This is a genomic window from Oceanospirillum maris DSM 6286, assembly GCF_000422865.1.
In the GTDB taxonomy this organism is placed as follows: domain Bacteria; phylum Pseudomonadota; class Gammaproteobacteria; order Pseudomonadales; family Halomonadaceae; genus Oceanospirillum; species Oceanospirillum maris.
On the sequence record NZ_AUGW01000013.1, the window covers coordinates 52,585 to 79,572 of the forward strand.

The 26,988-nt window shown below is 46.9% G+C and carries 24 protein-coding genes and 4 tRNA genes; 13 read left to right on the forward strand and 15 right to left on the reverse strand.

Annotation, left to right across the window (positions count from 1 at the left end; genetic code table 11):
- Window positions 1-82 precede the first annotated feature (82 nt).
- Entirely contained in the window at window positions 83-397 is a 315-nt protein-coding gene (locus tag G517_RS0105815; protein WP_028303627.1) for an MGMT family protein, read from the reverse strand.
- 208 nt (window positions 398-605) lie between these two features.
- Here G517_RS0105815 and G517_RS0105820 point away from each other — a divergent pair, with 208 nt between their 5' ends.
- The 4 genes from G517_RS0105820 (at window position 606) to G517_RS0105835 (ending at window position 4,033) form a co-directional block, all read left to right on the forward strand.
- Entirely contained in the window at window positions 606-1,577 is a 972-nt protein-coding gene (locus G517_RS0105820; RefSeq protein ID WP_028303628.1) for an ABC transporter substrate-binding protein, read from the forward strand.
- Between the two features lie 130 nt (window positions 1,578-1,707).
- Window positions 1,708-2,598, forward strand: a complete 891-nt coding sequence (locus tag G517_RS0105825; RefSeq protein ID WP_211224255.1) for an ABC transporter permease — start codon at window positions 1,708-1,710, stop codon at window positions 2,596-2,598.
- Window positions 2,595-3,389, forward strand: a complete 795-nt coding sequence (locus G517_RS0105830) for an ABC transporter ATP-binding protein (RefSeq protein WP_028303630.1) — start codon at window positions 2,595-2,597, stop codon at window positions 3,387-3,389. Before G517_RS0105825 ends, G517_RS0105830 begins: the two co-directional genes overlap by 4 nt.
- Before the next feature lie 107 nt (window positions 3,390-3,496).
- On the forward strand, window positions 3,497-4,033 hold the full coding sequence (locus tag G517_RS0105835) for a hypothetical protein (RefSeq protein WP_157833156.1): 537 nt from the start codon (window positions 3,497-3,499) through the stop codon (window positions 4,031-4,033).
- A 27-nt stretch (window positions 4,034-4,060) separates the two neighbouring features.
- On the opposite strand, the gene G517_RS0105840 is transcribed toward G517_RS0105835, so the two are convergent.
- Window positions 4,061-5,464: a sigma-54-dependent transcriptional regulator gene (locus G517_RS0105840; RefSeq protein ID WP_028303632.1), complete on the reverse strand. Its 1,404-nt coding sequence runs from the start codon at window positions 5,462-5,464 to the stop codon at window positions 4,061-4,063.
- Window positions 5,464-7,386: a sensor histidine kinase gene (locus G517_RS17975; RefSeq protein ID WP_245543202.1), complete on the reverse strand. Its 1,923-nt coding sequence runs from the start codon at window positions 7,384-7,386 to the stop codon at window positions 5,464-5,466. Before G517_RS17975 ends, G517_RS0105840 begins: the two co-directional genes overlap by 1 nt.
- A 356-nt stretch (window positions 7,387-7,742) precedes the next feature.
- Between G517_RS17975 and G517_RS0105855 the strand changes: the two genes are divergently transcribed.
- Genes G517_RS0105855 through G517_RS20725 form a run of 3 tightly spaced genes read left to right on the forward strand, consistent with a single transcriptional unit; the run spans window position 7,743 to window position 10,362 of the window.
- Window positions 7,743-9,164: a cytochrome ubiquinol oxidase subunit I gene (locus G517_RS0105855; protein WP_028303633.1), complete on the forward strand. Its 1,422-nt coding sequence runs from the start codon at window positions 7,743-7,745 to the stop codon at window positions 9,162-9,164.
- Window positions 9,164-10,225 (forward strand): cytochrome d ubiquinol oxidase subunit II, encoded by a 1,062-nt coding sequence (gene cydB, locus G517_RS0105860; RefSeq protein ID WP_028303634.1) that lies wholly within the window; start codon window positions 9,164-9,166, stop codon window positions 10,223-10,225. Before G517_RS0105855 ends, cydB begins: the two co-directional genes overlap by 1 nt.
- Window positions 10,225-10,362 carry a hypothetical protein gene (locus tag G517_RS20725; RefSeq protein ID WP_157833157.1) on the forward strand — a complete coding sequence of 46 codons (138 nt, stop codon included), beginning with the start codon at window positions 10,225-10,227 and terminating at the stop codon, window positions 10,360-10,362. The genes cydB and G517_RS20725 overlap by 1 nt, the downstream gene beginning before the upstream one ends.
- Window positions 10,363-10,500: 138 nt before the next feature.
- Here the strand turns inward: G517_RS20725 and radA are convergent, their stop codons facing one another.
- Complete coding sequence (radA, locus tag G517_RS0105870) at window positions 10,501-11,877, reverse strand: DNA repair protein RadA (RefSeq protein WP_028303635.1); 1,377 nt, start codon at window positions 11,875-11,877, stop codon at window positions 10,501-10,503.
- Window positions 11,878-12,119: 242 nt separating this feature from the next.
- Between radA and G517_RS0105875 the strand changes: the two genes are divergently transcribed.
- The 3 genes from G517_RS0105875 (at window position 12,120) to G517_RS0105885 (ending at window position 15,045) form a co-directional block, all read left to right on the forward strand.
- Window positions 12,120-13,391: an O-acetylhomoserine aminocarboxypropyltransferase/cysteine synthase family protein gene (locus tag G517_RS0105875; RefSeq protein ID WP_028303636.1), complete on the forward strand. Its 1,272-nt coding sequence runs from the start codon at window positions 12,120-12,122 to the stop codon at window positions 13,389-13,391.
- Between the two features lie 142 nt (window positions 13,392-13,533).
- On the forward strand, window positions 13,534-14,256 hold the full coding sequence (locus G517_RS0105880) for an acyloxyacyl hydrolase (RefSeq protein ID WP_028303637.1): 723 nt from the start codon (window positions 13,534-13,536) through the stop codon (window positions 14,254-14,256).
- A 198-nt stretch (window positions 14,257-14,454) separates the two neighbouring features.
- Window positions 14,455-15,045 (forward strand): peroxidase-related enzyme, encoded by a 591-nt coding sequence (locus G517_RS0105885; protein WP_028303638.1) that lies wholly within the window; start codon window positions 14,455-14,457, stop codon window positions 15,043-15,045.
- 83 nt (window positions 15,046-15,128) lie between these two features.
- Here G517_RS0105885 and hemE read toward each other — a convergent pair whose 3' ends face one another.
- Window positions 15,129-16,193 (reverse strand): uroporphyrinogen decarboxylase, encoded by a 1,065-nt coding sequence (hemE, locus tag G517_RS0105890; protein WP_028303639.1) that lies wholly within the window; start codon window positions 16,191-16,193, stop codon window positions 15,129-15,131.
- Window positions 16,194-16,437: 244 nt separating this feature from the next.
- On the opposite strand from hemE, the gene ribA reads away from it, so the two are divergent.
- The gene (ribA, locus tag G517_RS0105895; protein WP_028303640.1) at window positions 16,438-17,085 is read left to right on the forward strand and encodes a GTP cyclohydrolase II; all 648 of its coding nucleotides are present in this window, start codon (window positions 16,438-16,440) and stop codon (window positions 17,083-17,085) included.
- Window positions 17,086-17,187: 102 nt separating this feature from the next.
- Here the strand turns inward: ribA and dxs are convergent, their stop codons facing one another.
- From dxs to G517_RS0105910, 3 genes are read right to left on the reverse strand one after another with little or no spacing between them, the layout of a single operon-like run.
- On the reverse strand, window positions 17,188-19,125 hold the full coding sequence (gene dxs / locus G517_RS0105900; protein WP_028303641.1) for a 1-deoxy-D-xylulose-5-phosphate synthase: 1,938 nt from the start codon (window positions 19,123-19,125) through the stop codon (window positions 17,188-17,190).
- A gap of 19 nt (window positions 19,126-19,144) precedes the next feature.
- Window positions 19,145-20,020 carry a polyprenyl synthetase family protein gene (locus tag G517_RS0105905; RefSeq protein ID WP_211224256.1) on the reverse strand — a complete coding sequence of 292 codons (876 nt, stop codon included), beginning with the start codon at window positions 20,018-20,020 and terminating at the stop codon, window positions 19,145-19,147.
- 9 nt (window positions 20,021-20,029) lie between these two features.
- Window positions 20,030-20,272 (reverse strand): exodeoxyribonuclease VII small subunit, encoded by a 243-nt coding sequence (locus tag G517_RS0105910; protein WP_028303643.1) that lies wholly within the window; start codon window positions 20,270-20,272, stop codon window positions 20,030-20,032.
- 373 nt (window positions 20,273-20,645) lie between these two features.
- Between G517_RS0105910 and pomA the strand changes: the two genes are divergently transcribed.
- Window positions 20,646-21,422, forward strand: coding sequence for a flagellar motor protein PomA (gene pomA, locus G517_RS0105915; RefSeq protein ID WP_028303644.1), 777 nt, complete (start codon window positions 20,646-20,648; stop codon window positions 21,420-21,422).
- A gap of 75 nt (window positions 21,423-21,497) precedes the next feature.
- A complete protein-coding gene (locus G517_RS0105920) occupies window positions 21,498-22,418 on the forward strand; it encodes a flagellar motor protein MotB (protein ID WP_028303645.1) in 921 nt (306 codons plus the stop codon).
- Window positions 22,419-22,678: 260 nt separating this feature from the next.
- On the opposite strand, the gene G517_RS0105925 is transcribed toward G517_RS0105920, so the two are convergent.
- From G517_RS0105925 to G517_RS0105955, 7 genes are all read right to left on the reverse strand, one after another.
- A tRNA-Phe gene (locus G517_RS0105925) sits at window positions 22,679-22,754 on the reverse strand.
- 41 nt (window positions 22,755-22,795) lie between these two features.
- Window positions 22,796-22,871, reverse strand: a tRNA-Thr gene (locus G517_RS0105930).
- Window positions 22,872-22,893: 22 nt separating this feature from the next.
- Window positions 22,894-22,968: transfer RNA gene (locus G517_RS0105935), tRNA-Gln, on the reverse strand.
- A 12-nt stretch (window positions 22,969-22,980) separates the two neighbouring features.
- Window positions 22,981-23,056: transfer RNA gene (locus G517_RS0105940), tRNA-Phe, on the reverse strand.
- A 75-nt stretch (window positions 23,057-23,131) separates the two neighbouring features.
- On the reverse strand, window positions 23,132-23,419 hold the full coding sequence (locus G517_RS0105945) for an oxidative damage protection protein (protein ID WP_028303646.1): 288 nt from the start codon (window positions 23,417-23,419) through the stop codon (window positions 23,132-23,134).
- 52 nt (window positions 23,420-23,471) lie between these two features.
- Window positions 23,472-24,614, reverse strand: a complete 1,143-nt coding sequence (locus G517_RS0105950) for an A/G-specific adenine glycosylase (RefSeq protein WP_245543203.1) — start codon at window positions 24,612-24,614, stop codon at window positions 23,472-23,474.
- Between the two features lie 158 nt (window positions 24,615-24,772).
- Complete coding sequence (locus tag G517_RS0105955; RefSeq protein WP_028303648.1) at window positions 24,773-26,956, reverse strand: AsmA family protein; 2,184 nt, start codon at window positions 26,954-26,956, stop codon at window positions 24,773-24,775.
- Window positions 26,957-26,988 lie beyond the last annotated feature (32 nt).

Below are 26,988 nucleotides of genomic sequence, written 5' to 3' on the forward strand. Positions count from 1 at the left end.
CAACAGGCGCGTTATATTAACACAACCCTTTGTAATTTCTGTTCAAGATTTCTTCACTTATTAATGAATCCTATTCATCTGATTACGGCCACACCTTATTCGCCGGTAATCGGCCTGTTGCAGAGGGAAGTAAACCTTCTGACTTTAGACGTTGGACTTGTTCTTCCTGCCCGCCAAAGTTCGCCAGTTTAAACTGGTTAAACTGGCTATTGACCACCCTATGCCAAGGTAGCTGAGTACCTTCCGGTAGTCGACCTAACAAGCGTGCTACCTGTCTTGCACTCGTTCGAACCGGCATCATGTCCGCTAATCGGCCATAGGTTGTAAAGCGACCTTCAGGAATCTGATCAAGAACGATATAAAGCGCATCTCTGGCGTTATTGGGAATGGTGTTCATTAATTTTTCCGCGAAATTAATTAGGCTTGATTATTTTGAGCAGCATCATTTTCGATCATAGGGGATATTAAGGTATAGTTACGCACCATATTTGCTGTTTCACAATAAATAGCTCACAGGATCATATCGGCTTCATCATAGCGGTTCCATGTGGGGTAGCCCTAATGTTTCAGGTGACTGAGAACAGTTGCTTTATTTGGAGACGATTATGCTTAAGACCAAACTTCGTAAGCTCATTGCTGGTTCATTGCTGGTGGCATCCAGCCTATCAAGTGCCTTTGTGCAGGCCGATGCTTCTGTTGCGATCACGCAAATTGTTGAACACCCTTCTTTGGATGCTATTCGTCAAGGGGTGAAAGATGAGTTGGCTGAGCGAGGCTATGTGGTCGGTAAAAATCTGAGCTGGAACTACGAAAGCGCCCAGGGTAGTCCTGCAACGGCGGCTCAAGTTGCTAAAAAGTTTGCCGGTGATGCCCCCGATGTGATCGTTGCGATCACCACGCCTTCGGCCCAAACGGCGGTTTCCGCTGCCCGAGGTATTCCCATTGTCTTCTCCGCGGTGACAGACCCTGTGGGAGCTAAGCTGGTTAAGGCGCTGGACAAGCCATCGCGCTGGGTAACGGGTACAACGGATATGCTGCCAATGGGTAAGCATATGGATCTGGTGAAAAAAATTGTGCCTAACGCTAAAGCAATTGGTGTTATTTTTAACCCCGGTGAAGCAAACTCTGTAAGTTCTGTGCAGATGGTACATGATACGGCTCCAGCGCGAGGCATGAAGGTTGTCGAAGCGGCAGCTACTAAATCATCCGATGTTTTGGCCTCTGCCCGTTCTTTGGTGGGTAAAGTGGATGCCATCTATTTGCCGATTGATAACACTGTTATCTCTGCACTAGAAGCAGTACTAAAAGTGGCGGAACAGTCCAATATTCCTGTGATTACCGGTGATACTGATTCTGTTAATCGTGGTGCTATTGCTGCGGTCGGTTTTGACTACTATCAGGTTGGTCGTCAAACGGGCGTTATTGTTAGCCGTATTCTGAAAGGTGAGTCACCGCAGAATATCCCTGTTGAAGGCATTAGCACGATGGATCTTGTGATTAACCCAGCGGCGGCGGAGCGTATGGGTGTTACTTTACCGGCATCACTAATCGCGGAAGCCAAAAAAGTGATTCAGTAGCCTTTATATAAGAGAAAAAGCGGACCTATGGGCCGCTTTTTGTCGTTTTGGCTTTAACTGTTACCGCTTGTTTGTTCGCTTTTATCACTTGCTCATTGTGAGCGATTAACTTTAAAAAAACGGAATCATCGTGAGTTCAATTGCCTTTTTCGGTGCGGTGGAATCGGGTCTGTTATTCGGCCTGGTTGCCTTTGGCGTCTTTATCGCCTTTCGTGTTCTAGATTTTCCAGATCTGACGGTTGATGGCAGCTTTCCATTAGGGGCTGCGGTTGCTGCAACCTTGATTGTAACGGGATGGAACCCTTGGCTGGCAACGGCGATGGCAATGGTTGCGGGGTGTATGGCCGGTGTGGTGACCGCTTGGCTTAATGTGCGCTTGCAGATTTTGAATCTATTAGCCTCAATTTTAACGATGATTGCTCTTTACTCCATTAATTTACGCATTATGGGAAAACCTAATGTGGCGTTACTGGGGGATGAAACGGTTTTTACGCCCTTTGAAAACTGGGATATTCCTTTCTATCTGATCAACCCGATTATCCTAACGGGCTTTGTTTTAGTCGTATTTTTCCTGTTGGTGCGTTTTATGACCTCGGAAATCGGCCTTGCCATGCGAGCAACTGGTGTTAATGACAAAATGGCGCGGGCTAACGGTGTGCATACTGGCCGGTTGACCATTTTAGGTGTTGCGGTCGCTAACGGCTTAGTTGGACTTGCCGGTGCGCTTTTTGCTCAAAGCCAAGGTACTGCCGATGTCACCATGGGGGTGGGTACCATTGTGATTGGTTTAGCTGCGGTTATCGGTGGCGAGGCGATTCTATCCACCCGTACCATTGCTCGCTGGATTTTTGCTTGTCTAATTGGTGCGGTGCTCTATCGCCTAGCGATTGCGGTTGCTTTGAATGCCGACTGGATCGGTTTAAAAGCACAAGATCTTAATTTAATTACGGCTGTGCTGGTTACCCTTGCCATTGTAATGCCCCGTATGAAGCTGCTTAAACGTAGAGGAGGTCAGGCATGATTCAAGTTGATAATCTTGAAGTTACCTTTGGCGCGGATACACCGCTGGAAAACCGTGCTTTAAGAGGATTGAGCCTTACTATCCCAGAAGGTCAGTTTGTTACCGTGATTGGCAGTAATGGTGCAGGTAAATCGACCTTTCTTAACGCATTAGCCGGTGAAGTTTTAGCGGATAACGGTAAGATTCTGATCGACGATCAAGATGTCACTCGCTGGCCTACCAACAAGCGAGCGGGTTTAGTGGCGCGGGTGTTCCAAGATCCTTTGGCAGGCACCTGTGAGGCGTTGACGATTGAAGAAAATATGGCGCTGGCGCTAAAACGGGGCCATGGTCGAGGCTTAAGCCGCTCGATTCGTCATGAGTATCAGAAAAAATTTCAAGAGAAGCTCGCCCGCTTAGGCTTGGGTCTTGAAAAGCGTTTAGGCGACCGTATGGGCTTACTCTCCGGCGGCCAGCGACAGGCTGTTAGCCTGTTAATGGCAACCTTGCAGCCGATGAAGATTCTCCTATTAGATGAGCATACCGCAGCGCTTGATCCGAAAACTGCGGCTTTTGTGCTGGAGCTGACGAAAAATATTATCGAAGAGCAAAACCTAACAGCATTAATGGTGACGCACTCAATGCGCCAGGCGTTAGATGTTGGTGAACGTACTCTTATGCTGCATGAAGGTAATATTGCGTTTGATGTGGAAGGCCAGGATCGGGAAGGGCTTGATGTTCCTGATCTGCTAGCGCTATTTTCTAAAACAAAGGGTGAAGAACTCAGCGATGATAGCCTGTTGCTTGGCTGAGAATAGCTAGGTTGGGGAACGATTTGTTACACAGCATCACAGACGCTTAAATTAATCTATGCGATAATTCTTGCCAATTAAAAGGACTATTCTTAGAGGGTTCTGATTTGTTAAGGGTTATCCTTTTTGCTGTTGCATTGATGTTCGTGCCAAAGGGAGTTTTTGCCGCTACAGCTCACGGTTATCTTGGGGTTTTTGGCGGTGCGTTATTAATGGACGGTATGGAAGCCGAAAGAGCAAGGCCTTTAATTTACACATTAGGCTATCGGGTAAGCTCATTATGGGCCTTTCAATTTGAGTATTCCGATGCAAAGCCTTTCCGTGGCATGGTTAAAAAGGATAGTTACAGTACGCCTTACGCTCGGGATATTGAATACACCACATCAGGTGCTTATTTAATGTTCATAAAGCCGATGGGAAGCTGGGTTGATATCAATATGAAGTATGGCTATGTTCAAGTTGACTACAGCTTTGATGAACTTAACCAGCAGGATTATTCCAAAGAGCGCTTCTCATTTTCGGGTGAATCTTATGGCGGTGGCGTTACGTTAAAGATGACAAACTCCCTTGTTTTTACTGTCGATTATACGCAGTTCAGAACTGATACCGCTCAGTTAAGTGCTGGCGTTGAGTTTGATCTGTAGCCTGTATTCAGCTTATTTTTTCCTAGCTTATAATCCATAGCGTTCTATTTTCTTAATCAGTCCTTGTCGTGAAATACCCAATTGTTTCGCGGCTTGGGTTCGATTACCTTGGCTTTTTTCTAAAGCTTGATGGATAAGGCGAATCTCAAGGTCTTTGACCTGCTCATCCAGCGTGGCTGATGAAAGGGGAGCGTCGGATGTTGGTGATGGTTCCCTTGTTCGCCCAATATGCGGGTATAACAGCTGAATATCGTCCAGTGAGATCTGCCCTTCAGAGCAAATAGAGGCGACGCTTTCAAGGGTGTTTTTCAGTTCTCGTACATTACCCGGCCATGTTTGGGCGCGAAACCATTGCATCGCTTCAGGGCTAAGCTGTAGTTGATTCGATGGTGGCTGTTTGGCTTGTTTATGTTGCCTGGTTTGCTTGTTTTGCAAAAGAGATAAGAAGGCTTGCAGCAGAACAGGAACATCTTCTAACCGCTCCGCAAGGGGTTGTGTCTCAATGTTGACGCCCTTGATACGATAGTACAAATCTTCTCGGAAGCTACCGTCTCTTACTTTCTCTCGCAGATCGGCGTTTGTTGCAGAAATAACCCGAACGTCAATATGCTTTTGTTCACGCCCGCCAACGGGAAAAAATGTCCCTTCCTGCAATACACGTAAGAGCTTTACCTGCATCGCTAGGGGCATTTCGCCAATTTCATCTAGAAACAGCGTGCCACCATCAGATAACGATAGTAAGCCTGCTTTGTCTTTATCGGCACCGGTAAATGCGCCTTTGCTGTAGCCGAATAATTCGCTTTCCAGAAGATCTTCTGGGATGGCGCCGCAGTGTACAGATATAAATGGTTTAGCTGATCGGTGGCTAAGATCGTGCAGCCCTCTTGAAATAACCTCTTTACCTGTTCCCGAGGGGCCAGTAACCAAAACACGAACATCGGTAGGAGCGATGCGCTCGATCAGTGCGCGTATTTTCTGCGCGCTGGTAGAATGGCCGATGTAAGATGCCGCGCCTTCTGGCTGTTTGCTGGCTTGTTTAAGCTGATTTAGTTCTCGCTCTAATGTGGTTTTGGTAATGGCCCTGCGTACGACAACCGCTAACATATCTGGGTCAATGGGTTTGGCGATAAAGTCCCAGGCACCAAGAGCTACGGCTTTTAGCGCTAAATCACGATCGGCATGGCCGGTAATAATAATCACAGGACGCCCCTCAAAATCAGCCATGGCTGCTAAGGTGGTTTGAGGGTCAAAATGTGGTGGCATAGACAGATCCAGTAGAACCAGATCCGCATCAAAAGTGGTTAGCGTATCCCGCGCTGTCTCTAAATTGCCTGCGGTTTTAACGTGATAACCCTGATTGGCTAACCAGCGGCTTGCCAGCTCACGAAAAGCAGGTTCATCATCAACCAGTAATATTTTATGCTGTGTCATCAGTGTTTCCCTGTGCCTTGAATCAGGCGATCAGATTGAAAAAGCGGTAGCGTAAGCTGAAACGTTACGGGCCAAGCCGTGTCGGTATGGCATTGAATCAGGCCGCCGTGAGCATCCACAATACGACGCACGATAGCCAGGCCCAATCCGGTGCCTCCGGCTCGCTTGGTGACAAAGGGCTGGAACAGTGAATCCCCCTGTAAGCTCCTGTCGATCTCTGGCCCGTTATTGTGTACCTGAATCACGACTACAGGACCTTTGATGTTTGTTTCAGTGCTTGCCTTAACCTGAGCTTCGATAAACAACTGGCCGTCAGATTGACCACGTAAAAAAGCGATGGCGTTGTCGATTAAATTGATAAAAGCTTGCTGAAGTCGTTGAGGGTCTGCTTCTAATTCGATGGCTTCATCAACATCCAGTTCATAGGAAACACCTTCCAGTTGAACCTGCGCCAGAACACTGGCAATTAAGGTTCTCAGTGGTGCTGTGCTGACCTGTAGCTCTAAGCCGCCAGAGTACACCAGCATATCGCTGACTAACCTATCTGCCCGTTGTAATTGGGTTTGAATATGCTGACGTGTTTCCGGTGGTGTATCGTAAGCGGCCATGGCGATAATATTCAGCGGGTTACGTAACTCGTGAGCCATAGCTGCTGACAGACTGCCGAGTTCAACAAGATGTTGTTCATCCAGTCGTTTTCGTTCCGCGGCAGCCAGGGCCAAAGAATGCTCCAGTAAGCCGCAACTGGTGGAAAATAAAGAACCGAAAACCTCTGCGGTTAGCCGCATTCCGGGGCTGGCATCCTCCCAGCCGAGCAGTAAGAAATGCCAGCCAGAGTGTGACTGGAAAACACGCAAAGCCAGCTCTTGACCTTCACTGTTACTGGGGGAGGCTTCGGGGGCATCTAGTTTTATATCGACATCGCGCCTAATTTGAGAGGAAAGAGAACGTTCGCCAATGGCGATTAGCTGTTGCCAGTCTTGGGCTTCTTTTAGCTGGCTTGACCAGGCATCTAAAACCGCTTCATTTAATACTGCACCGGGGTAAATAATTCGCGAAATAAGTCGGTTCAATGGTTGGTAAATTAATGCTGACATCACCAGCATCAGTAGTGAATAGAGCCACAGTTGCCAGCCCGGTACATCGGCTAAAGCTTGTAGGCCTACTCGTCCTGATATAACGCTGATTACCGCAATAAGGCAGAGAATCACCAGCATCATCGCAACCCAAAGCAATGCCCTGTTGGCAAAGGCGTTTACCGAAAGGATTTTATAGCGCACTACTGCGTAAACTAAGAGTAGCAAATAGGTTGGCAGGAGCAGCATAGGGTACGGAAACCAGCTGATTCCAAAGGAAGGAAAAACAAAACTGGTGGCCAGTAATAGCCCCCAGGCACCCACCCCGAACATGGCGAGAATAGAGCGTTTTTTATTGCCTGAATGGCGGCGCCAGCCAAACAACAAAACACCGTGAGCTAAGATACCTATCAATACCGTATAGGCTAGGTTCCATGAACCTGCATCGGTGAAAATAAAGACCGAGCGGGTATCTAAGGTGTTGATGGTATCTCCTGCGCCAACCCACCAACTTTGCAGTACTACGGCAACACTGATGGCATAAATCCAGGGAACCGCTTGATGCAAGTGATCCAGCATCGGCTCTTTTTCGGCATCAGAGCTGACAAAACAGATCGCAAAATGCAGGAAAAAAGTCGGCATCAGAGGGTTTGCTAAAATGATGTAAATTCCAGCCTGTTCATAGCCGTGAAATAACAGGACATGACCAAAACACCAAATCGCCATCATGATGGCAAAGCCTGCTAGTGCCTGAAGATCACCCTGCTTACGGGCACGCCATAGCAACCAAGTTGCTACTAAACATCCGCATACGCTGGACACCAACATGGCTATTTCGAATATCAATGAGAGCGCCAAACTGTAACCCTTGTTTACACTTGAAGATGAAGAAAGCGTAAACTTATTTGACAGTTGGTGCAAAATTTAAATTTTTCCCTTTTAAATCAGTAAGATAAAAATATAGGAAACTTGGCCTAACGATTGCTCTTAGATATATAAGTTTTTTGATTTAACTCAAGTTTTTATCTATTAGTGGAGCATGTATTATGAATACTGGTTTTTTTATGACTGAAGTCATCGCGCTTTTTGGCATTGTGGGTTTTGCGCTTCTTCCTCTGACGATTCAACAAGTCCGTGTTATGACGATAAATAAAGCGTCTTAATCTTTTCGATTTTTCACTACTTTTCTTATTGGAATGACTATGGAACTCGATGTCGCCCTTTTATCCCGGCTTCAGTTTGCCTTTACGGTAAGCTTCCACATTATCTTTCCCAGTATCACCATTGGTTTGGCGACCTTGATCGCTATCTGGGAAGGGCTATGGCTTAAAACCCATAATCCCTATTATCTTCAGTTGGCCAAATTTTGGATCAAGCCCTTCGCGATCACTTTTGGTATGGGGGTCGTGTCCGGCATTGTCTTGTCGTATGAGTTTGGTACTAACTTCTCCAAATTTTCTGAAATTACGGGGGCAGTATTAGGTCCACTCATGGCCTATGAGGTGTTAACGGCTTTCTTTATGGAAGCGGGTTTTCTTGGTGTTATGTTATTTGGCTGGCAGCGAGTCGGCCGTAAACTGCACTTTTTCTCTACGATGGTTGTCATGGTGGGTACTTGGTTTTCAGCCTTCTGGATTATTGCTGCAAACTCTTGGATGCAAACACCGGCTGGTTACAAAATTATCGAAGGTAAATTTGAAGTCGAAAGCTGGATGGCGGTGATCTTTAACCCCTCTATGCCTTACCGATTGACTCACATGGTGATGGCGTCTTTGATTACGGCTACTTTTGTTGTGGCGGGTGTTAGTGCTTATTATCTGTTGAAAAAGAAGAATATTCCTTTAGCCAAAAAAGGCCTGTCCATGTGTATGTGGTTCGCCTTGGTTTTAACACCATTACAGGCATGGATCGGTGATTTGCATGGTTTGACGGTGAAAGAGTATCAGCCGACGAAACTTGCTGCGATGGAAGGTATTTGGCCCGCTCAAGAAGAGAATGTGCCTTTGCTACTCTTCGCCCTGCCAAATATGGAAACCGAATCGAACGATTATGAAGTGGGTATTCCTGGGCTTGGCAGCCTTATTCTGACCCATTCCTGGGATGGTGCCGTAGAGGGACTGAAAGCTGTTCCACCGGAAGACCGGCCCAATGTGCCCCTCGTCTTTTGGTCATTCCGTGTCATGGTCGGTATTGGTGTTGGCATGATTGGTATCGCGCTGTTAGCTCTGTTGCTACGCCGAAAAGATCGTCTGTTTGAGAACAAACCCTTCCTGGCCCTAGTTACTCTATTTACGCCCACCGGTGTTATTGCGGTATTAGCGGGGTGGTATGTTGTTGAAGTGGGTCGTCAGCCCTGGATCGTTTATAACCTTGTGCGCACCGCTGACATCGTATCGCCGCTACCGGCGGAGCGAGTGCTTTTTACCTTTATTATGTTTGTCATTATCTACACCTTACTGCTGGGGGTTTACCTCTACTTTATGCGCAAGCTGATTAAGAAAGGGCCGCCGAGCATGGATGAGTTAGAACGACAAATGATTGGTATGAACGCGCCGGGGTATGCCCTTGCTTGGGTGAAAAATTTAAACAGCGATCAATCTAGTCATCAACAAGGAGATAAATAATGGATCTGGCTCTGTTCTATTTTCTTCTGTTAGGTTTTGCCATCTTTATGTACGTATTACTCGATGGCTTCGATCTGGGCATTGGCATACTTTATCCGTGGTTTGATGAGGTCGGTGAGCGTGACCATTTAATGCGCTCTATCTCTCATGTTTGGGATGGTAATGAAACATGGCTTGTATTTGGCGGTGTGACTCTGTTCGCCGCATTCCCTGTGGCCTATGCGGAAATTACATCAACTTTTTATCTGCCCATTATGCTGATGCTGTTCGCCCTTATTTTTCGCGGGGTGGCGTTTGAGTATCGCTTTAAGTCGGATACCTCTCGGCCCTATTGGGATTTAGCCTTTAGCGCAGGCTCTGCCATTGCCGCTTTTTGTCAGGGCATGCTGCTTGGCTCTTTGGTTCAAGGGGTTCCGGCGGGTGTGAATAGTATGTCTAGCTTGCATTGGCTGACACCGTTTTCTGTTTTGACCGGCTTTTCGGTTATGGCGGGTTACGCCTTATTGGCGGCTTGTTATCTCTATATGAAAAGCCGTGGCAGTATTCAGAAACATGCCGCTAAGTTAGGTAAGCGCCTGTTAGTCATAACGCTACTGGCGATGGTTGCGGTTAGCCTATGGACGGTGGTGAGTCAGGTAGAAATTCGTGAGCGTTGGTTTTCTGGCTACAACTTTTTATGGTTGTCATTCCTGCCAATTTTGACCTGTATTGCTGCCGCTTTTGCGTGGAAATATCTGCATGCTGGCCGTGATGCTGGGATCTGTACTTCTAATAATGTAGAGGCTCTCGACGTACAGGAATTGGATCGTAGCCGTTACGAAAGCCGCCCATTTTGGGCTGTTGCTTTAATCTTTTTACTGGGTTTTGCTGGACTGGTCGTGGGGCTTTTCCCTTACCTGCTACCAAGACAGTTGACCTTTATGGAAGCGGCATCACCTGATAGTAGTTTGCTTTTCTTATTACCCGGTGTCTGTATTTTTGTACCGCTGATTTGCGCTTATACCTTCTGGGGCTATCGCGTATTTGCGGGGAAAGTGGAAGATTATCAGGAGGGGTATTAATGCTATTGAAAGGTCTTAAAGCCAAAATGGCTAAGCTCAAATCATGGCAATGGTTTCTCCTGCTTTACCTTGGAGGCTTTGCCGCCGTGCTTTCCGCATCCTACGGTATTAAACTATTGATGACAGGCTTGCCTTAACCTCGTTTCGAACCGGCCAGTTTTTAAGTATGACTGTTTTCGGAATAGGGTAATTCTTTGAATAGTGAATAAAACAGCCCTCAAAGCTGGATGCCAGCTTTGGGGGTTAGGAATATCTTACGGGTCATGACGAACCAACTAAAGCGCCTCTAAAGCCTCCGATAACTTGGTGACGCCGATGACCTCCATACCTTCAATGGCGGCTTTTGGTTTATTAGCCCTTGGCACAATCGCCCGCTTGAAGCCATGTTTAGCCGCCTCCCGAATGCGCTCCTGGCCGCTGGGAACAGGCCGAATCTCACCGGATAAGCCAACTTCACCAAAAATCACTAAATCATGGGGGAATGGCTGATTACGCAGGCTAGAAACCACCGCTAATAACAGCGCTAAATCAGCACTGGTTTCCAGTACTTTAACCCCGCCAACAACGTTAACAAATACATCCTGATCACCGGTAAACAGGCCGCCATGCTTGTTAAGTACGGCTAGTAGCATCGCCATTCGGTTGGTGTCGAGACCCACGCTGATTCGGCGCGGGTTTGCCATATGAGACTCATCCACCAAGGCCTGAATTTCGACCAAGAGAGGGCGCGTGCCTTCCCATATCACCATAACCACACTGCCGGAGGCGTCTTCTTGATCTCGGGTTAGGAAAATAGAGCTGGGGTTTTTAACCTCTTTGAGGCCATTTTCCAGCATGGCAAAAACACCCAATTCATTTACCGCGCCAAAGCGGTTTTTTTGACCGCGAAGGGTGCGAAAACGGCTGTCGGCATCCCCTTCAAGCAGTAGCGAAGCATCAATCATATGCTCCAGAACTTTAGGCCCCGCCAATGAGCCGTCTTTCGTCACATGACCCACCAAGAGTAAAACGGTGCCGGTCTGCTTGGCAAAACGGGTTAAGGCGGCGGCGCATTCTCTGACTTGACTAACACTGCCTGGGGCGGATTGAATATCATCCAGATGCACCACTTGAATGGAGTCAACAACCAGAATTTTCGGTTTCATCTGCTCCGCAACATTCAGGATGGCTTCAACACTGGTTTCCGACAGCATCTTCAAACCTTGCGTTGGCAGATTAAGCCGTTGGGCCCGCATGGCAACCTGCTGTAGGGATTCTTCACCGGTGATGTACAACGCAGACATCTGTTGGGATAGCTGGCATAGCACCTGTAGCAGCAGGGTCGATTTACCCGCACCGGGATGGCCACCGATCAAAATAGCAGAGCCAGGAACCATACCTCCTCCGAGTACACGGTCAAATTCACCAATAGAGCTGCTAAAGCGCGGTAAGGCCAGCAGGTTTATTTCTGACAGATCCTGAACTTGGCCATCCGTAGCCCCTGCATAACCACTGCGTCCTGAGGCTGAGGGTGTTGTTTTACGGCTGCTAGCCGAGCCTAAACGCACTTCCTGCACCGTATTCCACTGCCCGCATTGGCCACACTGTCCTTGCCACTTTTGATAGTCTGCACCGCAATCGATACAGACAAAACCAGTTTTAACTTTTGCCATGCTGCCGCCTTTAAACTGCTGCTATCCAATAGAATATGGGTAAATGTACAGTATATTTTGAGGCTTTGAAAAAGTCCTGCGCAATTTGTGTTACTTAGTGTGAGTTTATCGAGAATGAGCATCTTTTCTGGTTCATAATTTTCTGTTCTATTATGCTGTACTGGCTTGCTTCTACTTGTCAGAGGCAGGCTTAACAAAAAAGCTAATATTCTAACAACGTCACGGACGGAGCAGAGCATTCTATGAAACGAGAAACGATCGCCCTTCATCATGGTTACACCGCGGATAATCAACACTCGGTTGCAGTGCCTATCCATCAAACCACCTCTTTTTCCTTTGACGATGCCCAACACGCCGCTGACCTGTTTGATCTTAAGGTACAGGGCAATATCTATTCGCGCATAATGAATCCGACCTGCGATGTATTAGAGCAGCGTGTTGCTGCGCTTGAAGGTGGTATTGCAGGGCTTGCGGTAAGTTCTGGTATGGCTGCTATCACCTATGCGATTCAAACGATTGCGTCCACTGGGGATAATATTATCTCCATGAGCGAGCTGTATGGCGGTACTTACAATCTGTTTGCTCACACCTTGCCTCGCCAAGGTATTGAAGTTCGTTTTGCTAACAAAGATGATTTTAGCGGCATAGAAGCCCTAATTGATGATAAAACCCGTGGGGTTTACTGTGAGTCGATTGGTAATCCTTCTGGCAGTATTGTTGATATTGCTAAGCTGGCAGAGATCGCCCATAAGCATGGGTTGCCAGTTATTGTGGATAACACGGTTGCTACGCCTTTCCTATGGCGGCCAATTGAGCACGGCGCGGATATTGTTGTTCACTCGGCGACAAAATATATGGGCGGTCACGGTACGACTATCGGTGGTGTGATTGTTGATTCAGGAAAATTCCCTTGGGCTGAACACGCGGATCGCTTCCCGCTGCTGAACGAGCCTGATGTGTCTTATCACGGCGTAAGCTATACCCGGGATGTGGGGGCTGCGGCCTTTATCGCCCGTGCCCGTGTGGTGCCGCTGCGAAATATGGGGGCGGCTCTGTCTGCGCAAAGTGCTTGGAATCTAATGCAGGGCCTAGAAACACTTGGCCTACGGGTTGAACGTATCTGTGAAAATACTCAAAAAGTAGCTGAATTCCTGCAGAATCATGAACAGGTTAGCTGGGTCAAATATGCTGGCCTTGCGGATCATAAAGATCATGAGCTAGCAAAAGAATACATGGATGGTAAAGCATCGGGCATTCTAAGTTTTGGCATTAAAGGTGGTCTTGAGGCAGGCGTGAAATTTTACGATGCCCTACAGTTGATTTTGCGTTTGGTTAATATTGGTGATGCAAAAAGCTGTGCTGCAATGCCATCGGCAACCACTCACCGCCAACTGAATGATGAAGAGTTACTGGCCGCCGGTGTTTCAGCGGATATGGTACGTCTGTCGATCGGTATTGAGCATATTGATGATATTTTGGCGGATCTAACTCAAGCGTTAAAAGCAACGCTGTAATGGGTTTGCGCTTAGCGTAGGCTAATATTGAGTATGTATGTCAATATTGACTGCATATTAGTGTTAGATAAATAAAATCAGAAGGTGTTTTCAACCTTCTGATTTTATTAGTATTTTTATCTGATAAACAGAAGCGATCTTCATGCAAACCTCTTTCATCGGAATGTTTTTTTCACCGCGCTTATTGGCTGTTGCTTTTCCACGTTTACTGATGGTTGGCCTTCTATTCCGTGGCTTTTTGCTTTGTGGCTTTCGACTACCCAAGTTTTTGCTACTCTGCCTGTTATCCGTATCGATAACGGCCCAAGCTTCAGAGCCGCCTTCTTCTGTCTGGCGCTTGGGTATTCCTATTTGGGTTGGGGCTGTTGCTGCATCTAATGTGGTCGGAGCGGACTCTTTCTCTCTGGGTAGTGGCTCTTCCGGTGATATTATTTCTAATGAAATTACCCTACGCTGGAATCAAGATGCAGGATATAAGTTCTCAGAAGACTTCTGGTTAACCAGTTATAAGCAGTTTAGCTACACCATGTGGCAGGTTGAAGGTGAGACTTTAAGCCATGAAACCTCCAACAATACTCTCGACTTTATACAGGGTTTTCGCTGGAATTTTGCCAATCAACGTTGGCTAAGTTATGCGGATACGTCGTTGGGTTTTAGTCTGCTGGCTAATGATGAGGTCGGACGGCATAAACTAGGAGATACGCTCCAGTTCACCGAATATACTGGTATTGGGGGTTATTTTTCTCCCCGTTGGCAGTGGGATTTTGGTGTCCGACACTACTCCAATAACTATATGTATAAGGATAATAACGGTATTAATTTCTACCGGTTTATTCTCAGCTATAACTACCAACAACCGGATTGATCCAGTTTTTTGGTGAGGCTTTTTTCTCTGGCGCGCGTTTCTTTCTACTGACTCCTAAGTCACAAAACGCTCTTGTTTATCCGTAAATGCTTTATTACTCTATTTGTCATACAAATATAACTATGTGTTATTCTGGCTCTCAACGCAGAATAGCGGTGTGATAATAACAAAGCTCAAAAAGAGCATAAGGAGAGCAACGTGGCTCAAGTTTTAAGTCGTTTCCCTGTACCTGATACCATTGAACATCTTCCAGAAGACCTGAAAGAGCGCATTCTTGCTGTTCAAGCGAAGGCAGGCTTTATCCCCAATGTTTTTCTAATGTTGGTGCATCGGCCTTTGGAAGCTCGGGCATTTTTTGATTACCACGATGCGCTGATGGATCGTGAATCGGATACCCTAACACCTTCTGAGAAAGAGATGATCGTGGTGGCAACTAGTGCGCGTAACCAGTGCCTATACTGCGTTGTGGCTCATGGGGCTATTTTGCGTATTTACAGCAAAAACCCAACGGTTGCCGATGAAGTGGCGATTAACCATAAAACGGCGGATATTAGTGAGCGTGAGCGGGTGATGCTCGATTTTGCTCTTTATATCTCTCAGGATGTGGGTGAATTAAACGATGACTGGGAGCAAAAACTGCTAGCGGTTGGTTTTAGTCAGGATGATATTTGGGATATTGGTGCGATTACAGCCTTTTTTGGATTATCAAACCGTTTGGTCAGCCTAACCAATACACCGCCCAATGCTGAGTTTTACCTGATGGGACGTATCCCAAAAGATAAAAGCTAAAAATGCATAAAAAAACAGCCTGCCAGGTAATCCTTGCAGGCTGTTTTAATATCTAATCCCCGATTACGGGTCTAATTTCCCGACTACTGATGATAGCGAGCGCTTAGCTCATGTACCGTATCAACAAATACTTTGGCATGATCAGGGTTTGCAAACTGATTAATACCGTGGCCAAGGTTGAAAATATGGCCGTTGCCATAACCGTAGCTGTCTAGAATACGGGCAACTTCTGCCTTGATACCGGCAGGAGAACCAAACAGGACATTCGGGTCCATATTACCCTGTAGGGCTACGCGGCCTTTAGTACGAGCACGAGCAGCACCCATCTCCGTTGTCCAGTCTAAGCCGATCGCGTCAGCGCCTGCCGAGGCAATATGCTCAAGCCATTGACCACCATTCTTAGTAAATAGAATGACCGGAATTTTGCGGCCTTCATGCTCACGGATTAGACCGTGAACGATCTGCTCCATATATTTCAGTGAGAACTCAAGATACGCCGGTGTGCTAAGCGCGCCACCCCAAGTATCAAAAATTTGCACCGCTTGAGCACCCGCTAAAATCTGAGCATTCAGATAACTAGTAACAGATTCCGCTAACTTATCTAATAGCTGATGCAGTGTGTCTGGCTGACCGTATAGCATCCCTTTGATGTGACGGAACTCTTTGCTAGAGCCGCCTTCAACCATATAGGTGGCTAGGGTCCAAGGGCTACCGGAGAAACCGATAAGAGGCACTCGACCGTTTAGTTCATGGCGAATGGTCTTTACCGCATTCATCACATAGCCCAGATCTGTATTGGCATCTGGAATGGGCAGTGCGTCAACATCGGCTTGAGTACGTACGGTTTTTTTGAATTTAGGGCCTTCGCCCTCTTCAAAGTAAAGCCCCAAATCCATCGCATCAGGAATGGTCAGAATATCGGAAAAGAGAATCGCGGCATCCAGATCAAAGCGCTCTAAGGGTTGGATGGTGACTTCGCAGGCCAGATCGGCATTTCTGCACAGATCCATAAAACTACCTGCTTGCGCTCGAGTGGCTTTGTATTCTGGAAGATAACGACCTGCCTGACGCATCATCCATACAGGAGTTACATCAACGGGTTGGCGAAGCAGCGCGCGAAGAAAACGATCGTTTTTCAGTTCTGTCATGATCTCTTTAACCAGTTTGGACGTATTGGCATCGGCTGACGTGTGGGAAGGGTCTTCCCGTCGCCGGAGCGTTTGGCTGTAATATTTAGCTTTATTGTACAGAAAGCAGGGTAAAGACGACATTATTACACAGAGGCATTTAATTTTTGTTGTGGGTTAACCGTGTTTTAAGCCGTTGAAAGGATGACAAATGTCAGCTCGCTGCTAGAATAGTTGCCCTTCTGATATCCGGTAGAGGTGAACCGTGTCCGTAACATTTATCGCATCATCCAAGCTGCCCACACCCTGGGGAGTATTTACTATGCACGGCTTTGAAGACTCTAAATCCGGTAAAGACCATGTAGTGCTATCTATGGGTGATTTCACCGATGGTGCTCCTGCACTGGCGCGGGTTCATTCCGAGTGCTTAACCGGCGATGCACTGTTTAGTATGCGTTGTGATTGTGGCTATCAGTTGCAGGAAGCTTTGAAGCGTATCGCTGCCGAGGGGCGTGGCGCACTACTGTATCTTCGTCAAGAAGGCCGAGGCATCGGTTTGCTCAATAAAATCCGAGCTTATCATTTACAGGATGCGGGTGCTGATACTGTAGAAGCAAACGAGCAACTAGGGTTTGAGGCAGATCTGCGAGAGTACAGCATGTGCCGTCCTATGCTTGATCATCTAGGCATAAAAACTGTTCGCCTGATGACAAACAATCCGCGCAAGGTTAATGCCTTGACGGAGTACGGGGTTGAGGTGGCTGAACGTGTCCCAATTCAAACCGGCATGAATCCCCATAACGAAGGTTATTTGGCGACTAAGGCGGGGAAGTTGGGGCATATGATGGATTTGGATAACTTCACTCAAGCAGATGATGTGGACGTTAATCGGACTAAGCCTGTGGATGGTTAGTTAACCTGCGGGTGATTAATTAAGCCTGCGTTGAACCGAATGTCTCACCTAGCCCACTTCCCTGTGGGCTTTCTTAGTCGCTTTAGTTGCTTAATAGCTCGCTTAGCGAGCTGTCAATTTGGCAAGATAGCGCTCTATCGATGCTTCAATGCCTTCAATATCCAGTCCGCAATCTCGTAATAACTGCTGAGGGCTGCCTTGATCAACCCATGCATCCGGTAAGCCTAAATGTAGTACGGGTTTAAGTATCGCTTCTTGCATGAGTAGCTCGCTGATACCACTACCTGCGCCGCCGCTGACCGTATTTTCTTCAAGAGTGACCAAAAGATCGTACTCTTTTGCGGCTTCAAAAATGGCTTTTTGATCTAACGGTTTTACAAAGCGCATATTGATTAGGCCGTAACCGTGCTTTTCTGCGATCTCTTGTGCGGGGCTCACCATGGAGCCGAAGGCTAATAGCGCCACTTTCTTGCCGGAGAGTCGTTTTTCCGCCTGCCCGATAGGCAGTGCGGTCATCTCTTGCTGAATCTCAATATTTGGCCCTGTGCCTCGCGGGTAACGCACGGCTGCGGGGCCTTGGTGTTGATAGCCGGTATAAAGCATTTGGCGGGTTTCATTCTCGTCGGCAGGCGCCATGATTATCATGCCCGGTACACAGCGCAGAAAGCTCAGATCAAGCGTGCCGTGATGGGTTGGGCCATCTTCACCAACTAAGCCTGCGCGGTCGATAGCGAACAGGACATCAAGATTTTGTACGGCAACATCATGGATCAGCTGATCATAGCCTCGTTGTAAAAACGTTGAGTAGATCGCCACTACCGGTTTTAAACCATCGCAAGCCATACCTGCTGCCAGAGTCACTGCATGCTGCTCTGCAATGGCTACATCAAAGTAGCGTTCAGGGTAATCTTTTGAAAACTGAATTAGATCAGAGCCTTCGCGCATGGCAGGGGTAATGCCCATAAGACGCTGATCTAGAGCTGCCATATCACATAGCCATTGACCAAAAATATTAGAATATTTTGGTCGAGATGCTTTAGAAGCTAGATGAGATTCTGGGGTTTCAGTCTCGGATTTTTCAGGTTTGGTCGTTGGTTTCTCAAATTTAGTAATCGCATGATAACCGATAGGATCGGCTTCAGCGGGGGCAAAGCGTTTGCCTTTTTTGGTAATAACATGCAAAAACTGTGGGCCGCTTAAGCCCTTAATATTATTAAGCGTGTTAACCAAAGACTGCACATCATGGCCGTCAATAGGGCCAATATAGTGAAAGCCCATCTCTTCAAATAGCGTGCTCGGCGATACCATGCCTTTGAAATGTTCTTCGGTTTTACGCGCTAACTCCCAAGCTTTAGGTAACTTTGATAGCACCTTTTTGCTGCCTTCTCGCATACTGGTATAGGCTTTGCTGGAGAGTATCTTTGCCAGATAGGTGGCAAAACCACCGACATTCTCGGAGATAGACATCTCATTGTCGTTTAGGATGACCAGCATATTGGCATCGACGTGAGCCGCATGAGAGAGTGCCTCAAAGGCCATACCAGCGGTCATGGCTCCGTCGCCAATAATTGCCGCAACATGACGATCTAAACCCTGTTCACGGGCGGCTATAGCCATGCCTAAGGCTGCGCTAATAGATGTGCTGGAATGACCCACACCGAAGGTATCAAATTCTGACTCTGTTCTTTTCGGAAATGCAGCTAGCCCATTGTATTGGCGGATGGTGTGCATTTGCTTACGGCGACCGGTTAGGATCTTATGGGGATAGGCTTGATGGCCAACATCCCAAACCAAGCGATCGTCGGGTGTATTAAAGGCGTAATGCAGAGCGACGGTCAGCTCAACAACCCCTAAACCTGCGCCAAAGTGACCACCTGTCTGACCGACGGAGTAAAGGAGAAATTCCCGTAGCTCGTTAGCCAGCTGAGGTAGCTGATTGATATCTAGCTTACGCATATTCTCAGGCAAGGTTACTTGATCAAGTAACGGTGTTACAGGCTGGGTTAGCGGGATTTCTTGGAACAAAGTGTAGTCAGGCATAGGCTTTTATACGTACCGCTTAGTGATTGCGCTGAATCACATAGCGTGCCAGCTCTCTCAACAGGTGGGCTTCTGGGCCAAAGGATTCAAGGGCCTCTAGTCCTACTTCAACTAATTCATGTGCTCTTTTTTTCGCTTCAGATAAACCTAGTAATGCGGGATAGGTTGGCTTATGCAGAGCCGCATCGGCACCCGTTTGTTTACCCAGTGTTGCGGTGTCACCTTCAATATCAAGGATGTCATCCTGAACTTGAAAGGCCAATCCTAAAGCCTTGGCATAAACGGTAAGCTGTTTAAGCTGTGTATCATTTGCACCACCGGCTATTGCACCCATGCGTACACTGGCGCAGATAAGCGCGCCGGTTTTATGGCGATGCATGTTTTCTAGCGCGGTCACATCAATGGCTTTTCCTACCGATGCTAAATCAATCATCTGCCCTGCGACCATACCTCTTGCGCCACTGGCCAAGGTTAGCTCTTCAAGTAGCTGCGGCAAATGGGCTAGATTATGATGGTTAAGCAGTGCTGCAAAGGCAGAGGTCTGTAAGGCATCTCCGGCCAAAATAGCGGTGGCTTCATCAAACTGAATATGACAAGTCGGTTGACCTCGACGCAGGTCATCATCGTCCATCGCTGGTAAATCATCATGTACCAGTGAGTAAGCATGAATCAGCTCAATGGCAACAGCGGTGGCATCGGCTGATTCAATAGCCCCTGTAATGGCTTTGCAGGCGGCGTACGCTAAAACAGGGCGAAATCGTTTGCCGCCATTAAATACGCTATAACGCATCGCTTGAAGAAGCTGGTCAGACGCTGATGATGGTGCTGACAAGGCTGAATCCAGCTGTTGATCCGCGCGTGCTATCAAAGGTTTGAGTTGGTCTTGGATACTCACGTTGGGCTATTATTCCGTTAAGGTATGAGACGATAAAGGCGCTTCATTCAATTGACCGCTTTGTTCTAAAAGCTGGCTGACTTTCTGCTCAGCGCTTGATAGGCGAGTTTGGCAGTCGCGAATTAAACGAATGCCATTTTCAAAAGCCTTCAGAGATTCCTCTAATGGCAAGTCTCCGGCTTCAAGCTGAGTGACGAGAGATTCCAGTTCAGCCATTTTACCAGCAAAATCTGTTGCTTTGGATTGCGCCATCACTAAACTCCCAGAATAAACCGGCAGACGTTACCGGAGAATATCCATTGGTTCAATAGCCAAAAAAATACAAATCTTTTTCCGATTATAAACACTATTTAAATCAATGGGTTGTAAATTTGTTAGCGACTTGCATATAAGAAAGCTCTACTCTGTGCTCTCTAAGGGGCGTATCTCTTTTTGGAAAGCCATTCAACCCTTGAGGAAAAGCCGCTATTATACGGCCAAGTACTGAGAAATTGCATAATGTTACAAAGGCGTAAAAACCAAAGACACATGCTAACTCTTCGTAAAGACTGTTGTTAGACCTGATTTTTCAGGCCCATTCGGTTAGAGCCATCAATTTTGTGAACAAGGAACCAAGGAGTTCTCTGTGGATATAGCAACCCTACTTGGTATTATCGGTGCCGTAGGTATTGTCGCAATGGCGATGATTCTTGGCGGTGACCCCGTTATTTTTCTTAATGTACCCTCCATGCTGATTGTTATTGGTGGGTCTTTATTTGTTGTGCTAGCAAAATTTAGTCTTGGCCGATTTCTTGGCGCAGTGAAAGTTGCTGCAAAAGCATTTGCTTTCAAACTTGAATCGACAGAAGAGATTATTGGTATCTTGGTTGATGTTGCTCAAGTGGCGCGCAAGGGTGATTTACTGGCGCTAGAAGATAAAGATGTTGATAACAAATACTTGAAAAACGGTATGCAGCTACTCGTTGACGGTCAAGACCGTGAAGTGGTTCGTACTATGCTGAGTAAAGACCGTGCAATGACATTGGAGCGTCATAAGTGGGGTGCCAAAGTGTTCACCGCTATTGGTGATGTAGGCCCAGCAATGGGTATGATCGGTACTTTGATCGGCTTGGTTCAGATGCTGTCTAACATGGATGACCCTAAATCAATTGGCCCTGCAATGGCTGTGGCGCTACTAACAACGCTTTACGGTGCTATGTTGGCGACGATGATTGCGATTCCTATTGCGGATAAATTAACACTGCGAATGACAGAAGAAGCTCAGATTCAGTCTGTGATTATTGATGCTTTATTAGCGATTCAGTCTGGGCAAAATCCGCGTGTTATCGAAGATATGCTGCGTACTTACCTGCCTGCGGGCGTTCGTGAAGATGCCTCTTTTGACCAGCCTGCTCCGGAATAAAAGTAGGCTTCAGGGTTGGCCTCTCGTATTAATACGGGCGGCCAGTAGGCACTTAAGACATTCAGGGTTTATCGTATGAGTGATGATGTAGAAGAGTGTGATTGCCCCCCTCCGGCTGCCGCGTGGGTAATGACCTTTGCAGATTTGATGTCTCTGCTGATGTGTTTTTTCGTCTTGTTGCTGTCATTCTCCGAGATGGATGTCACCAAGTTCAAGCGTTTGGCCGGTGAGCTATCCAAAGCGTATGGCATTCAGCGCCAGATTCAGGCAAATGATATTCCTATGGGAACGAGTGTCATTTTGCAGAATTATTCCCCAGGCAAGCCTGAGCCAAATCCGTTGGAAATTATTCAGCAGAAAACCACCGAGTTTGAGCCTAACCTGCGTACGGAGAGTGTGCAAACAATCACTGAGCAAGAGGTTGAAACTCAGGCTGATGCTGAGGCGATTGCTCAGCTTTTAAAAGAAGAGATAGAAGAAGGAAAAATTCAGGTCGAAACTCGAAGACGCAATATTATTATTCGTGTTGAAGAGAAAGGCTCGTTTTCACCGGGTAGCGCAACTTTATCTGAGCAGTTTGAATTGGTCATGGATAAAATCCGGCAGGCGTTGGCATCAACTCCTGGGAAGATCACTATTGAAGGGCATACCGATGATATTCCCATTAATACGGATCGTTTCCGCTCGAACTGGGATCTTTCAGCGGCTCGTGCAGCTTCAGTTGCCTTTGAGCTTGAGTTAGATGATCTTGTTGACCCTTCTAGGATGAAAGTTATTGGCTATGCCGATACTAAACCTTTAGTGTCCAATGACAGCCGTGACAGCCGTGCTAAGAACCGTCGCGTCGAGATTATTGTTGATCAAGGATTCAGTGAAGAAAATGGCGCTATCAGCTTCTTAAATGAACAGAATGAAGAAGCAAAAGAGGAAGGCGGAGAAGTTAATATGGAAATTGAAGAGCGGCTGTTTGAGTTAAAGCCTGACGAAGTTTTCTAGCCTTACTCTATAAGTTGATTTGACGGTTTGTTTTAATAGACCGTTTTCAAAGCCCCTCAGTTGTGATTTTCATGCTGAGGGTTTTTTTATGCCATAGCTGTTTAAGTGGCATAGCTGTCTAGGCGGCAGAGAAGTATAGAAATAGCTAAGAGCAATAGAGGGAACGGGCAATATAGGGCGTAAATCGTTATTATAGAAAAGATAATGACAAATGAATAGATATAAAAAGAAAATAGAGAGATCAAACAGAAGGGAAAAAATGGTGGCCGGAGACGGAATCGAACCGCCGACACGAGGATTTTCAATCCTCTGCTCTACCAACTGAGCTATCCGGCCGGTGAAGCATATGCGGATCTTTTTTGAAACTAACACGTTTATGGTGCCGGCACCAGGAGTCGAACCCGGGACCTACTGATTACAAGTCAGTTGCTCTACCGACTGAGCTATACCGGCACATAACGCTTTAAGCAAAAGATGGCTGGGGTACCAGGATTCGAACCTGGGAGTGCCGATACCAAAAACCGGTGCCTTACCGCTTGGCTATACCCCAACAAAACTTTTTTGGTGGCCGGAGACGGAATCGAACCGCCGACACGAGGATTTTCAATCCTCTGCTCTACCAACTGAGCTATCCGGCCAACGAGGCGTATTAAACTAAAAACTCTTTTTCTCGTCAACCCTTTTTTGAAAAAAAGTTAAAAAAATACAGTCGCTTATTGGTCTTTTACGTTTTCTGGTGGGGTGTACCCAGCTACAGGCTCCAAATCATCTGCGTTTGCGAAGAACTTGTCCATTTCGGCGCTTAAAAAAGCACGAGATTCTGGACTCATCATATTAAGGTGCTTCTCATTAATCAGCATGGTTTGATACTTCATCCATTCCTGCCATGCCTGCTTGGAGACACTGTTTAGAATCTCTTGTCCTTTCTTTCCCGGAAATGGAGGCAGAATTAATGCTTCAAGTTCCTGTTGGTATTTTTTGCAAAAGATCGTGTGGCTCATAAGGTTAAGTCTCTTTTATTGTCTTGCGTGTATTGGGGATACTGAACAGATTTCAACCGTGCAGTAATTTATAAATAGGCCCAGGTAGACCGATACTATCTGGCTGTTCTGGCTTGTACCAGCGCTGGCCTTGCTCTCTAACGCCCTGCTCAATCTGTTTGCTCTCATTCTTTGTTAGATGGCAGAGATAAATATCGGCTTTTAGGGTGAAATGAGAGAACTTGTGCTCAAGGGACTGTTTTTCAATGCTGACCGGCTGCTGGTTTAGCAATTGCTCTGTTTCATCCGCATCTGGCAGGCTCCACAGGCCGCCCCAAATTCCCGTTGGTGGACGCTGTAGTAATAGATAGCCGCGCTCGTTATCTCGTAATAGATAAAGTGTGCTGTGGCGCACGGGATTAATTTTCTTCGGTTTGGATGCGGGGAAGTCATGCTGACTGGCGGTGGCTCTTGCCGCGCACCAATCTTGAATTGGACACTGCTCACATTTAGGGTTCCGGCGGGTGCAAACTAAGGCTCCCAGATCCATTACGGCTTGAGTATAGGCTTGGCTCTGATTATTTGATGCTTGGCTTGAGCTGTTTGGCTCTGGGTTTGGGCTGTTTGGCTCTGGGTTTGGACTGTTGGAGGCATTGGTATTGGGAGTAGCGGTGTTGGGAGTATAGTGCTCAGCCAATTGCCAAAGTACCTTTAACGTTTTGCTTTGCCCCGGCCAGCCTGGTACGCAGTGTAGTCGTGCTAAAAAACGCTTTACGTTGCCATCAAGAATGGCTGCTGGGGTATTGTATGCCTGTGCCACAATGGCCGCTGCAGTTGAGCGGCCAATACCGGGTAGGGTTTCCAATACGACGGCATCATTGGGGAATTCCCCGTGATATTTTTCTGTGATCTGCTGGGCGCATTTATGTAGATTTCTTGCCCGAGCGTAATAGCCAAGCCCTGTCCAAAGGTGCAGCACGTCATCAATATCTGCCTTTGCGAGCTGCTCAATGGTTGGAAAGCGTTGTGTAAACGCCTCAAAATAAGGAATAACCGTGCTCACCTGTGTTTGTTGCAGCATTACCTCTGATAACCAGACTTTATAGGCCGTTCTGTTTTTCTGCCAAGGCAGAGATTTACGCCCATGTTGGCTATACCAGTTTAAAAGTGCATCGGATATTGCTTGAGCATTATGGAGAGTAACGGACAGATCCAAAGGTGCCTACCTGCTTGACTGAATGTTGATGGATGGTCGACATTAAAAAGGGCCAGCAAAAGCTGACCCTTCTCTTCATTCTATTCTATTCTACTTTATTGATCATTCTAACGGCTTTGATTCTAAAAGCGTATCACTGAGAATATACCGTGAATGGCCTAGAATAAGCTTTTCAGTTTATCTTTTAATTTATCTTCCGCTTTTTGACGGGCAGCCCGCTTTTCTTCCTCTAGCTTAGCTTTTAGGCGTGCTTTCTCTGCATCGGCCTTTTCCTGTAAGCGAGCCTTCTCTGCGTTAAATGCTGCTTTGGCTTCGTTCTCTGCTATTTTTCCTAGGGTATCGCCAATAGCGCTACTGTCTAAACCGCAGTCGATATCAAAGGGGGTACCGTAGCTACCTTTGCAGGCTACTGGCCAGCGAACAGATTTAAAGTTGCTATTAACGGTACAGGCGGTGTCGCTAGCATCGGTGATTTGAGCCCCTAAGTTGTAGTTAAAGCGTTCCTGCGGCAGGTTCAAGTCGCCATAGCCGGTCAACATAATACCGGGGGTTGCGATGGTCATATCTTTATTGCTGCCCACGCCATTGGTAAAGACCATGCTGCCTTTTAGTGAGGTAAAGTCTGTATTGGCAGACCACTGATTAGTGTTAGATCTACCTAGGGCGGTACACATCTCTTTTGCAATATTGGTGTGTAAGAACGCGCCATTTCTTACATCAAAATCAACCTGACCATTCAAGTGACTTATCAGCGTTGAAACGCGGTTTGTTTGTGTGGTGATGTTGGCGTTAGCAAACACTGCACCGGTTACATCTTCAAACTCTGCCATCTGCGCCAAAATCGGTGTGATCTGCACGCCTTGTGTTGCATGTTTGAAGCGGATTGTAAGAGGAACTGGGCGCACATCGACGGTTGCTGTGTTGGTGATGCTACCACCATAAAGTTTAGCATTGGCTTTATTAAGGTTAACCACCCCATTTTTGGCGATAACGGCCAGTTGAATATCAGAAATATCCAGTTTTTTAATGGTTAGCTGATTTAGGTTGATTTGGGCATCGGCATTAAGGGTTTTAATCAGCTCAACTGGCAGTAGGTCAGTTTCAGGTGCTGATTTTGCGGTGCTGTCACCGGTGGGGGCTGCTGCATCGTCTTCATCTTCGCCTTCTTTAACCGGAGGTAAATAATGATCGGCATTCAATTTGTCGATATTAAGGCGAGCCACAATGGCTTGGCTGGCTAATTGAATGGAGGCATTACCTTTAACCGTGGTGTCATCAAGCTGAATCGTTAGCTGTTTAATAGCAGCCGCTTTTGTGGATGCGTCAAAGTTAGCAGCTAGGGCGACGTGCTGCATCGCATCTTGGCGAGCCATTTCCGGTAGTACAATCTCCAGCTGAGCCAATAGCGCTTTTAAATTAAAGCTGGAAACCTGCAAGCTCCCCTTAATAATAGGTGCTTTGGTCAGCTGTGTGATCTGGGTACTCAGTGCCATAGTCACGCCGTTAACACTTAGCCGTTTGGCAGAGAAATTGGCGCTATCGTGCTTAAGATTCGCTTCGGCATCCGCTTGTAGGCTTAATGTTGCTTTGTTTCCGGGGATTAACGGTGAGTTGGCATTCAGTTGCAGGTCAAGATTGCTTAGCTTAAAGGCTTCGTTTTCAAGGTCTGCTCGCAGGTTGGCGGTTAGCTTTAGGTGGGCATCAAGCTGTGGGTTTTGGCTTGATAGCTGAGTTGAAAAGCTGATTGGGAAGCTTTCACCTAGGGTGATGTTATCACTGGTCAGTGTTAAATCTTTAACCGCAAAGTGCAAATCTTGCTGTTGGTCGGTAAAGGTGAGTTGAGCCTTGTTAAGATCGATACCGCCGATCAAGATCGTCGGTAATGTTGTTGGCTGTGTTGAGCTACTTTCCTGTGGGGCCGGTTCTGATGTCGCCGCATCACTTTCTGGAATTAATGCCTGCCAGTTACCACGACCGTTTTTATCCACAACCAAGTCAGCCTGCAAACGATCCACAAGAATGCGGTCGACCTCAACGGAGCCAGACAATAGCGGCATCACTTTAACCGAGACACTCATCTGTTCTAGCGATGCTAGGGTGGTATTCGTGTTATCCGGTAGTTTGACGGCGACCTGATTGATGTTGATGCCGATGCGCGGATAAATCATCACATTCAGCTCACCATTAATCTCTAAGGGAACCCCCGCGTCTTGGGCGGCGGCTAAGATTTGAGGTTTAAACTGGTTAGCATCAAAAAATTGCGTTAAGTAAACAGCGAGACCGGCTAATAGCAAGACTGCAAAGCTTACTAAATAGATGATAGATCTTATTAATAATCGCACAGTTATTTCTTCCCTGTGGTTAACGGTTAAGT

Bases quoted from the DNA above. Each gene is read 5' to 3' on its own strand.
- G517_RS0105815 (WP_028303627.1), bottom strand. From the start codon at position 397: ATGAACACCATTCCCAATAACGCCAGAGATGCGCTTTATATCGTTCTT.
- G517_RS20725 (WP_157833157.1), top strand. From the start codon at position 10,225: ATGCTATTGAAAGGTCTTAAAGCCAAAATGGCTAAGCTCAAATCATGG.
- cydB (WP_028303634.1), top strand. From the start codon at position 9,164: ATGGATCTGGCTCTGTTCTATTTTCTTCTGTTAGGTTTTGCCATCTTT.
- hemE (WP_028303639.1), bottom strand. From the start codon at position 16,193: ATGACAGAACTGAAAAACGATCGTTTTCTTCGCGCGCTGCTTCGCCAA.
- G517_RS0105945 (WP_028303646.1), bottom strand. From the start codon at position 23,419: ATGAGCCACACGATCTTTTGCAAAAAATACCAACAGGAACTTGAAGCA.
- radA (WP_028303635.1), bottom strand. From the start codon at position 11,877: ATGGCAAAAGTTAAAACTGGTTTTGTCTGTATCGATTGCGGTGCAGAC.
- G517_RS0105840 (WP_028303632.1), bottom strand. From the start codon at position 5,464: ATGACACAGCATAAAATATTACTGGTTGATGATGAACCTGCTTTTCGT.
- G517_RS0105920 (WP_028303645.1), top strand. From the start codon at position 21,498: ATGAGTGATGATGTAGAAGAGTGTGATTGCCCCCCTCCGGCTGCCGCG.
- G517_RS0105910 (WP_028303643.1), bottom strand. From the start codon at position 20,272: ATGGCGCAATCCAAAGCAACAGATTTTGCTGGTAAAATGGCTGAACTG.
- G517_RS0105875 (WP_028303636.1), top strand. From the start codon at position 12,120: ATGAAACGAGAAACGATCGCCCTTCATCATGGTTACACCGCGGATAAT.
- G517_RS0105830 (WP_028303630.1), top strand. From the start codon at position 2,595: ATGATTCAAGTTGATAATCTTGAAGTTACCTTTGGCGCGGATACACCG.
- G517_RS0105820 (WP_028303628.1), top strand. From the start codon at position 606: ATGCTTAAGACCAAACTTCGTAAGCTCATTGCTGGTTCATTGCTGGTG.
- dxs (WP_028303641.1), bottom strand. From the start codon at position 19,125: ATGCCTGACTACACTTTGTTCCAAGAAATCCCGCTAACCCAGCCTGTA.
- G517_RS0105880 (WP_028303637.1), top strand. From the start codon at position 13,534: ATGCAAACCTCTTTCATCGGAATGTTTTTTTCACCGCGCTTATTGGCT.
- G517_RS0105855 (WP_028303633.1), top strand. From the start codon at position 7,743: ATGGAACTCGATGTCGCCCTTTTATCCCGGCTTCAGTTTGCCTTTACG.